At 69.8% G+C, this 8,831-nt stretch carries 6 protein-coding genes; 4 read left to right on the top strand and 2 right to left on the bottom strand.

All coding sequences use genetic code 11. The features are described from left to right. The first annotated feature begins 228 nt into the window (after positions 1-228). A complete protein-coding gene (locus NT132_RS01970) occupies positions 229-1,068 on the top strand; it encodes a DUF559 domain-containing protein (protein WP_297783990.1) in 840 nt (279 codons plus the stop codon). A gap of 134 nt (positions 1,069-1,202) precedes the next feature. Here NT132_RS01970 and NT132_RS01965 read toward each other — a convergent pair whose 3' ends face one another. Then, positions 1,203-1,730: a GNAT family N-acetyltransferase gene (locus NT132_RS01965; protein ID WP_297783987.1), complete on the bottom strand. Its 528-nt coding sequence runs from the start codon at positions 1,728-1,730 to the stop codon at positions 1,203-1,205. A 187-nt stretch (positions 1,731-1,917) separates the two neighbouring features. Then, entirely contained in the window at positions 1,918-3,273 is a 1,356-nt protein-coding gene (locus tag NT132_RS01960) for an MFS transporter (protein WP_297783984.1), read from the bottom strand. Positions 3,274-3,645: 372 nt separating this feature from the next. Between NT132_RS01960 and ileS the strand changes: the two genes are divergently transcribed. The 3 genes from ileS to NT132_RS01945 are packed head-to-tail and all read left to right on the top strand — an operon-like array spanning position 3,646 to position 8,827. After that, positions 3,646-7,068, top strand: a complete 3,423-nt coding sequence (gene ileS / locus NT132_RS01955; protein WP_297783981.1) for an isoleucine--tRNA ligase — start codon at positions 3,646-3,648, stop codon at positions 7,066-7,068. Further along, a complete protein-coding gene (locus tag NT132_RS01950) occupies positions 7,065-8,417 on the top strand; it encodes a folylpolyglutamate synthase/dihydrofolate synthase family protein (RefSeq protein ID WP_297783978.1) in 1,353 nt (450 codons plus the stop codon). The genes ileS and NT132_RS01950 overlap by 4 nt, the downstream gene beginning before the upstream one ends. Beyond that, entirely contained in the window at positions 8,414-8,827 is a 414-nt protein-coding gene (locus tag NT132_RS01945; protein WP_297783975.1) for a DUF4233 domain-containing protein, read from the top strand. Before NT132_RS01950 ends, NT132_RS01945 begins: the two co-directional genes overlap by 4 nt. Positions 8,828-8,831: the final 4 nt, after the last annotated feature.

Raw genomic sequence — 8,831 nt, 5'->3', positions numbered from 1 at the left:
GGGGCGCGCGCGTTGGCGTGCGCGCGCGCGTTGCGTTGCGAGATTCGGGGATGTCACGAGATTCGGGTCAGTAAGCCCGGATCGCTCCGAATCCGGTCACATCCCCGAATCTCGCGACTGCGGTCGGTGCGGTGTCCTTCCTCCCCAGGCTGACCGGGGCGCGGAGTTGTCCACCGCTGCGGACCGTTCCTCATCCGATGGGTGCGCCCGGCTCAGGCTCGACTCGTGATGACGGATGCTGCGTACGCTGTGCTGGCCGCAGTGAGGGACGTTGGGGGAGTCATGCGCGGTGCGCAGTTGATCGCGCTGGGCCACCGGCACCGGACGATCGCCACCCTCGTCGCAGCGGGCCTGCTCCTTCGGGTTCGTCGGGTGTGGGTGGCACTGCCCGATGCGGACCCGCTGGCTCTCGCCGCCGCGCGCGAGAACGTCGTCGTGTCGTGTGTCACGCAGGCGCGACGGCTCGGGCTGTGGGTACTCGAGGACGGCGCACCTCACGTGGCAGCGCTACCGCACGGGGCGAGCGTGCGGGTCGCGGGCGGTGCAGTCGTGCACTGGTCGAGGCCGCTCGTTCCGCGTCCCCTCGGGATGCTGTTCGACTCGGTCGCGAACATGCTCGCGCTTCTCGTCGCCTGCCAGCCGTCGGAAGTCGCGCTCACGGTGATGGAGTCGGCCTTCAATAAGCGCCTCATCGACAAGTCGGAGTTGCTGCGGCTCTCGTCCACTGCGCGCATGCGGGAGCTGGTTGAGCAGGCCTTGCCGTGGGCGGACTCGGGCCTCGAGACTCTCTTTCGCACGAGGTTGCGGTGGCTGAAGGTCGCGATCTTCTCGCAGACGTGGATCGCCGGGCACCGGGTCGACTTCCTCCTCGGGGAAAGACTCGTGGTGCAGATCGACGGTGGCCATCACGTCGGCGCGCAGCGGGATGCGGACATCGCCCATGATGCCGCGCTCATGCTGCTCGGGTATCACGTCATCCGCGTGAGCTACGTCCAGATCATCCACCACTGGCCCGAGGTGCAGGACCGCATCATGCGCGCGGTCGCGCAGGGGCTACACCTGGCGTGAGTCGGCTGCAGGTCGACGCGCATCCGGTCGGAGGTGGTCACGAGATTCGGGGATGTGGCGAAATTCGGAGCGGATGCGGCAGCACCCTCCGATTCCGGTGACATCTCCGAATCCCGTGACGCAGGCTCGGCGGCTCAGCTCTCGCGGGCCTGCCACGCCGCGCGATCGATCGCGAAGCCGAGATGCGGCATGTCGACGCCGCGGTACCGCGTAACGAACCGGCGGCGCACCGTCATGCCGAGGCGGATCGCCACGTTCATGGATGCGAGGTTCGTGTCACGGATCTTCGCCCACACCGCCGGGGCGTCCAGGGTGTCGAATGCCCAGTCCCGTGCCGCTTTCGCGGCTTCGACCGCGAAACCGCGGTGCCACTGATCCCGCCGAAAGAGGTAGCCGACCTCGAGCACCTCGTCGTCCTCGATAGGTTGGCGGGTGATCCCGCACTGGCCGATCATCTCGCCGTTCCGCCGCACCGCCCAGAGGCCGAACCCGTCGTCCGCGTAGCGCTGCCGCATCCGGCGCAGCCACGCGGCCGTCTCGGCCTCGCTGAACGCACCCTCGTAGGCGACCATCGCGGCCGGGTCCTGCAGGATCGCCCGCAGCGCCGGGAGGTCCGCATCCGTCATCTCGTCCATCACGAGACGAGCGGTGTCGATCCTCATAGGCCCATCCTGCCGCCGCCGGACTGTCGCGAGACTCGGGGATGTCACGAGATCCGGAAGGGATGCGGCGGAACCCTCCGAATCCGGCGACATCCCCGAATCTCGCGACCCCGGGGAGGGACCGGAGAAGACCCGGAGAGAACCGGAGAAGCCGCGGGCGAGGGCACCCGACCGCCGGATGCGGGCGTCAGGCGACCGCATCCTCGGTCTCGAGCACGGCCGGCTCGAGGACCGAGGACTCGGGTGCCTGCGGCATCCGGGCGGCCACGACCGACGCGACGAGCGTGATCGCCGAGAGGATCGCGAGCACAAGACCCGGATGCCACCACGCCTGCGCCGTGGCCACACCCAGCGCACCGGTGACCAGGGGGACGAAGCCGCTGATGGTCGCCGCGATCGCGTAGGCGAAGGAGAGCGCCGAGTAGCGGAAGTGATCCGGGAACATGTCGTTCATGAGCCCGCCGAGCGCGGCCCACGACATGGTCGGCAGGATGCCGCCGATCACCATCATCGCGACGAGGACGCCGAAGGTCGCCGACTGCAGCAGCAGGTACATGGGGAACGCGATGATGAGCGTGCCGAGCGCGCCCCAGGCCACGACCTTCGCCGAACCGATCCGCGACGCCCAGACGCCGAACAGCGGGATCGTGACGAGCTGTAGCAGCGCGCCGATCGTGGCCGCGGTGAGCAGCTGCATATACGGGAACCCGAGCACGCTCGCGCCGTAGTTCATCGTGTACGTGTTCATCAGCGAGTACGAGCCGATGCCGAGGAGTGCCGCGCCGATGGCGACGACGATCGCCACCGGACGCTGCCGGAACATGGTCAGCACGGGGATGCGGTCGCGCTTGCGGGCGGCGACGAGGCCGGTGAAGACGGGGGTCTCCTCGATCGACCAGCGCAGGTAGAGCGAGACGAGCAGCAGCGGCAGGGCGAGGAGGAACGGGATGCGCCAGCCCCACTCGGCCATCTGGTCGGCAGGGAGGGTCTGTGCGAGCACGATGAACGCGACGGCCGACAGGATCGAGCCGACGGGGGAGCCGAGCTGGGGGATCGCGGCGTAGAACGCGCGCTTGACCCGGCCGGAGTGCTCGGTGGCCAGCAGGATCGAGCCGCCCCACTCGCCGCCGAGCGAGAGGCCCTGCACGACGCGGAGGAGGACGAGGAGGACCGCGCCGAGCCATCCGACCTGCGCGTAGGTGGGCAGGACGCCGATGAGGCCGGTCGCGACCCCCATGATGCCGACGGTCCACAGCAGGGTCGTCCGCCGGCCGAGCCGGTCACCCATGTACCCGAACAGGAGCGCGCCGATCGGCCGGACGACGAAGGCGACCGCGATGGTCGTGAACGCCGCAAGCGATCCGCCGACCCTGCCGAGCGGCTCGAAGAACAGCGGGCCGACGAAGAACGCCGAGAAGTAGGCGAAGACGTAGAAGTCGAACGACTCGAGGGAGGTGCCGACCATCGACGCCCACGCGACGCGGCGGGCGGGGGACGAGGTGGCGGACGGTGGGGCGGCAGGCGCGGCGGTGGTCACGAGCATCCATCTTGGCACGAGTCCATAAACCCGGGGTCGTCTGTGACACGAGTGCGCTCGTTCGGAGATTCCGTCCGAAAATCGCTCCCGTGGCGCCTGAGGCGGCTTCTCGCAACGGATCTCCGAACGAAGGACCGGGGTGGGATGCGGGGCCACACCCGAGGCACCAGGATGCGCGTAGAATCGGGGGACCAGCACCGATCCGGCCATCACCGGGGAGCTCTCGGAAGAACGGCGAAAGCCCAGTAGAACCGAGCGGGCCAGGCCCGTCACAGCCGCAGGATGAGGGGTCCGCGCGAAGCGCAGGCAAGCAGGGTGGTACCGCGGTCCGAGAGGATCGTCCCGGCGTGACAGACCACGACACCCTGTGAGGCGACGATGACCTACCCCCGCCCGTCCGCGTTCGGCCCTGCCGCCGTCCCCACGGCCTCTCCCGACAGCGCTGACGCGCTGCCCGGAGCCTCTGGCCGCGTGGCCCCAACGCCGAGTCCGCGTTTCCCCGTGATCGAGGAGAGCGTCCTCGACTTCTGGAAGCGCGACGACACGTTCCGCGCCTCGATCGAGCAGCGCGAGGGCGCGCCGGAGTGGGTGTTCTACGACGGCCCCCCGTTCGCCAACGGCCTGCCGCACTATGGCCACCTGCTCACCGGGTACGCGAAGGATTTGTTCCCGCGCTTCCAGACCATGCGCGGCAAGAAGGTCGACCGCGTCTTCGGCTGGGATACCCATGGCCTGCCCGCCGAGCTCGAGGCGATGAAGCAGCTCGGCATCACCGAGAAGGACGAGATCGAACGCATGGGCGTCGCGACCTTCAACGCGAAGGCGCGCGAGTCGGTGCTCGAGTACACCCGCGACTGGGAGGACTACGTCACCCGTCAGGCGCGCTGGGTCGACTTCGAGCGCGGCTACAAGACCCTGGACACGACCTACATGGAGTCGGTGCTGTGGGCCTTCAAGAGCCTGCACGACAAGGGGCTCGCCTACGAGGGCTACCGCGTGCTGCCCTACTGCTGGCGCGACGAGACGCCGCTGTCGAGCCATGAGCTGCGCATGGACGACGACGTCTACAAGATGCGCCAGGACCCCTCGGTGACCGTCACCTTCCCGCTCGTCGGCGCGAAGGCCGAGGCGCTCGGCCTCACCGGAGTGCGTGCGCTCGCATGGACCACCACGCCGTGGACGCTGCCGACGAACTTCGCGCTCGCCGTGGGTCCCGGCATCCGGTATGTCGTGCTGCCCGCGGGTCCTGCGGGCGCGGCGGATCTGCACCACACGCCCGACGGTGCGGCGAACGACGTCGTCGAGGCGGCGTCCCACCGGTACCTGCTCGCCGGGGATCTGCTCTCGGGCTACGCGAAGGACCTCGGGTACGAGTCCGCGGATGCGGCCGCCGCCGCCGTGCAGCAGGAGCTCACCGGCGCCGAGCTCGCGGGCGTCGCCTACGACCGGCTGTTCGACTACTACGCCGATGCCGACGTCTGGGGCACCCAGGACGCCTGGCACATCCTCGCCGACGACTACGTGACCACCACCGACGGCACCGGCATCGTCCACCAGGCCCCCGCCTACGGTGAGGACGACAAGCGCGTCGCGGATGCGGCCGGGCTCCCCACCATCGTCAGCCTCGATGACGGCGGCCGGTTCCTGCCGGCGGTCACCGATGTCGCGGGCGAGCTGTGGATGGATGCGAATACCCCGCTCATCCGCATCCTCCGCCAGAACGGACGCCTGCTCCGGCTGCAGAGCTACGAGCACTCCTACCCGCACTGCTGGCGCTGCCGGAACCCCCTCATCTACAAGGCCGTGTCCAGCTGGTTCGTGCGCGTCACGGACTTCAAGGACCGGATGATCGAGCTCAACGAGCAGATCACGTGGGCCCCCGAGAACGTCAAGCACGGCCAGTTCGGCAAGTGGCTCGAGGGTGCGCGCGACTGGTCCATCAGCCGCAATCGCTACTGGGGCTCGCCCATCCCGGTGTGGAAGAGCGATAACCCCGCCTTCCCGCGCGTCGACGTCTACGGGTCGCTGGCGGACATGGAGCGCGACTTCGGCCGCCTGCCCCGCGACCCCGAGGGCAACGTCGACCTGCACCGCCCGTACATCGACGACCTCACCCGCCCGAATCCCGACGACCCGAGCGGCCGGTCCACGATGCGCCGCATCGAGGATGTGTTCGATGTCTGGTTCGACTCCGGGTCGATGCCCTACGCGCAGGTGCACTACCCGTTCGACAACCGCGAATGGTTCGACGAGCACTCGCCGGCCGACTTCATCGTCGAGTACATCGGGCAGACCCGCGGCTGGTTCTACGTCATGCACGCCCTGTCGACCGCACTGTTCGACCGGCCGGCGTTCACCGGCGTCTCCTGCCACGGCATCGTGCTGGGCTCGGACGGCCAGAAGATGTCGAAGTCGCTGCGCAACTACCCCGACGTCAGCGAGGTGTTCGAGCGCGACGGCTCCGACGCGATGCGCTGGTTCCTGATGTCGAGCTCGGTGCTCCGCGGCGGAAACCTCGTCGTGACCGAGGAAGGCATCCGCGCGGGGGTGCGGGAATTCCTGCTCCCGGTCTGGAACGCGTGGTACTTCTTCGCGACCTACGCCAACGCCTCGAACGGCTATGAGGCCACCTGGCGCACCGACTCGACCGACGTGCTCGACCGGTACATCCTCGCGCTCACCGGCGACCTCGTCCGCGACGTCGCCGCCGACCTCGAGGTGCTCGACTCCACGACGGCCGCCGCGCGCCTCCGCGACTTCGCCGAGGTGCTGACCAACTGGTACATCCGCCGCTCGCGGGACCGCTTCTGGGTAGGCGTGACCGACGACCCCCGCTCCACCGAGGCGTTCGACACGCTCTACACCGTGCTCGAGACGCTCGCCCGGGTCGCCGCCCCCCTCATCCCGCTGGTCTCCGAGCAGATCTGGCAGGGCCTCACGGGCGGCCGGAGCGTGCACCTGACGGACTGGCCGGATGCGGATGCCTTCGCCCCCGCCGCCGACATCCGCACCGCCATGGACGCGGTCCGCGAGGTGTCCTCGGTCGCCAACGCGCTCCGCAAGCGCGAGGGCCGCCGTGTGCGCCTCCCACTGCCGCTCCTGACCGTCGTGGTGCCGGATGCGTCCGCGCTGTCGCAGTTCGACGACATCCTGCGGGACGAGCTCAACGTGAAGGAGGTGGAGACAGCCGACCTCGGCGAGCACACCGCATCCGAGTACGGCATCACCCACCGGCTCACCGTCAACGCCCGCGCGGCCGGCCCGCGCCTGGGCAAGCAGGTGCAGCAGGCGATCCAGGCCGCACGCATCGGTGATTGGCAAGAGAGCGACGGCGTCGTCATCGCCGGCGGCATCCCGCTCGAGCCCGGCGAATACGAGTTGGTGCTGGAGACCACCGGACGCCCCGAGGGTGAAGCGCTGGCCGTTCTCGCCGGCGGCGGCTTCGTCCTGCTCGACACCACCACCACGCCCGAGCTGGAGGCGGAGGGTCTCGCCCGCGACATCGTCCGCGCGATCCAGGACACCCGCAAGGCCGCCGGATTCGAGGTGAGCGACCGCATCGCGCTGTCGCTCACCTTCGCCGACCTCGAGGACGCGGATGCCGTGCGCTCGGCGTTCCAGACCGCGGGGGTGGCGACCGAGACCCTCGCGCTGAGCGCGAGCGTCAACGGGCAGGTGCTCGTCGGCAGTACATTCGACGCCGCATCCGCCCCCGAGCACGAGGGCGTCTTCGCCGCCGGGACCTTCGCCAACCGTGGCGACTTCACGGTCGGCGTCAGCCGTATGGGAGGAAACGCATGAGCGACCGTAACCGCGCCGACAGCGTGTACAGCCAGCTGCTGAGCCGCCAGGGTGAGCAGTGGGTGCAGCCGCGGGTCGAACGTACCCGCCGCGTGCTGGAGATGCTCGACGATCCGCAGCGCACCTACCGCGTGGTGCACATCACGGGCACCAACGGCAAGACGTCAACCGCCCGCATGATCGAGAGCCTGCTGCGCGCCCACGGGCTGCGCACCGGCCTGTTCACGAGCCCGCACCTGGAGCGGTTCACCGAGCGGATCATGATCGACGGCGAGCCCATCGCGGATGAGGCCGTCGCCGACGCATGGGATGAGATCCTGCCGTTCATCGACCTGGTGGATGCGGAGCTCGCCGCCGCCGGCGACGCGCCGCTGACCTTCTTCGAGCTGTTGACCGTGCTGGCGTTCGTGGCCTTCGCGGACGCTCCGATCGACGTCGCCGTGATCGAGGTCGGCATGGGCGGGAGCTGGGACTCCACGAACACCGCGGACGGCGACGTCGCGGTCATCGCCCCCATCGGGCTCGACCACGCCGACAGGCTCGGCGGCACGATCGCCGAGATCGCGACCGTGAAGTCCGGCATCATCAAGCCGAACGCCGCCGTCGTGTCGGCCGCGCAGGAGCCGGCTGCCGCGCAGGTCATCGCCCGCGCCGCAGAGCGCGCCGGTGCGACGCTCGCGGTCGAAGGCGTGCAGTTCGGCCTCGAGGCGCAACGGCTCGCCGTCGGCGGCCAGATGCTCGACATCCGCGGCCTCGGCGGCACCTACCCGGAGCAGTATCTGCCGCAGTACGGCGCCCACCAGGGCCGCAATGCGGCGCTGGCGCTGGCCGCCGTGGAATCGCTCATCGGCCGCCCGGGGGAGACCCTCGCGCCCGATGTGGTGGCCGAAGGTTTCGCCGAGGCGACCTCTCCCGGCCGACTGCAGCTGGTGGGCATCGCTCCGACCGTGCTCGTGGACGCCGCGCACAACCCCCACGGTGCGCACGCGCTCGTCGCGGCGCTCGGCGAAGCGTTCGACTTCGACGAGTGGGGGATCGTCCTCGGTGTGCTGCAGGACAAGGATGCAGCGGGGATCGTCGCCGAACTCGTCCCCTCAGCCACGGTGTTCTTCGCGACCTCACCGGGCTCCGAGCGTGCTCGCGACGCCGACGCGGTCGCCGACCTGATCGAGGCCGCCGATCTGCCGGTCACGGTGCACCCCGGCCTCGCCGATGCGGCGGAGGCCGCGCGGGAGTGGGCGGCCGCATCCGACCGCCGTGCCGTGGTCATCGTCGGATCGGTGGTGCTCGCCGGCGAGGCGATCGCCCTCGCGGCCGAGGAGGACTGGAAGTCGGGGTGGCAGGCATGAGCCGCGCAAAGGACCGTGAGCCGCGCCCGCGCCGGGCCCGGGGTGCGCAGGAGTCCCTGGCGCAGATCGTGCTCGTCTTCGAGTCCGTGATCGTCTTCCTCGCGGGCCTCGTCGTCTACGGGCTGAACGTGCTGCCCGAGGGCATCGCCGACTGGTGGGGCATCGTCGGCGGATCCGTGCTGGCGCTCCTCATGATCGCCGCATCCGGCACCGTCCGCTGGCGGTGGGGAATCATCACCGGGTGGGTGCTGCAGGTCGTGCTGCTGGCGGGCGCCCTGCTCGTTCCCGCGATCGTCATCGTCGTTCTCGTTTTCGGCGGCATCTGGGCGTATGCGACCATCAAGGGGGCGGCCCTGGACCGACGGAACGCCCACCTGGCGGCAGAGCTCGCCGACGCGAACGGAGACTGAACCA

The sequence above is a fragment of the Microbacterium sp. genome (assembly GCF_026393345.1).
Lineage (GTDB): Bacteria > Actinomycetota > Actinomycetes > Actinomycetales > Microbacteriaceae > Microbacterium.
This window is presented reverse-complemented; position numbering and strand designations above follow the sequence as displayed.